Below are 1,005 nucleotides of genomic sequence, written 5' to 3'. Positions count from 1 at the left end.
TCAGTGTCAGGGTGGGGTGCCGCGTATTGCGGTGGTTGGATTCCTGATCACCTGGTGTCTGGCTCGTAGGGTCGCTGCCGCCTTCGGGTTGGCGAGCATGCGTTTTGCCGGCACCGGGTGTGAAGGACCGGCCGGCGTGACTTGATAGGAGCGTGGCACCGCCCCCACTGAGGTTTGTCCGCCGACCGGCCCAACCGTCACCTCACAGTGAATGGAGGCAACCACCATGGTTGTTGTTGGAGCCGACGTACACAAGCGCACGCATACCTTTGTGGCCGTCGACGAGGTCGGGCGCAAGCTCGGCGAGAAGGTCGTCGAAGCGACCACCGCGGGCCATCACCAGGCCGTCTCCTGGGCGCGTAGGAAATTCGGATCCCAGCTGCGCTGGGGCATCGAGGATTGCCGGCATCTGTCGGCGCGGCTGGAGCGCGATCTGCTGGCCTGTGGCCAGCAGGTGGTGCGGGTGCCGCCGAAGTTGATGGCACAGAGCCGGGCCTCGGCACGCACTCGGGGTAAGTCCGATCCGATCGATGCGCTGGCCGTGGCACGCGCGGTGCTGCGCGAACCCGATCTGCCCGTCGCGTCCCATGATGAGGTGTCGCGGGAGCTGAAGTTGCTGGTTGATCGTCGTGAAGACCTTGTCGCACAACGCACATCGACGATCAACCGGCTGCTGTGGCGGGTCCATGAGCTCGATCCTGCCCGTGCTCCCAAACCGCGTTCGCTCGACACCGCCAAGTCGCGCGCGGCACTGGCCTCATGGTTGGAGACGGTACCGGGATTAGTCGCGGAGCTGGCCCGCGACGAACTCGCCGACATCACCCGACTGACCGAACAGATCAACGTGTTGGCCAAACGCATTGGTGAGCGCGTCCGTGCTGTCGCACCGGTGTTGCTGGCGATGCCGGGCTGCGGTGAGCTCACCGCAGCCAAACTCGTCGGTGAGACCGCCGGGGTCACCAGGTTCAAAAGCGAGGCCGCCTACGCCCGACACGCCGGCGTCGC

1 protein-coding gene is annotated in these 1,005 nt (G+C 65.8%); it reads left to right on the top strand.

All coding sequences use genetic code 11. The features are described from left to right. Window positions 1-211 precede the first annotated feature (211 nt). The coding region (locus A5757_RS16765) for an IS110 family transposase (RefSeq protein ID WP_197497363.1) at window positions 212-1,005 on the top strand (794 nt) is incomplete at its 3' end.

The organism is Mycobacterium sp. 852013-51886_SCH5428379 (genome assembly GCF_001665575.1).
Taxonomy (GTDB): Bacteria; Actinomycetota; Actinomycetes; order Mycobacteriales; family Mycobacteriaceae; genus Mycobacterium.
This window is presented reverse-complemented; position numbering and strand designations above follow the sequence as displayed.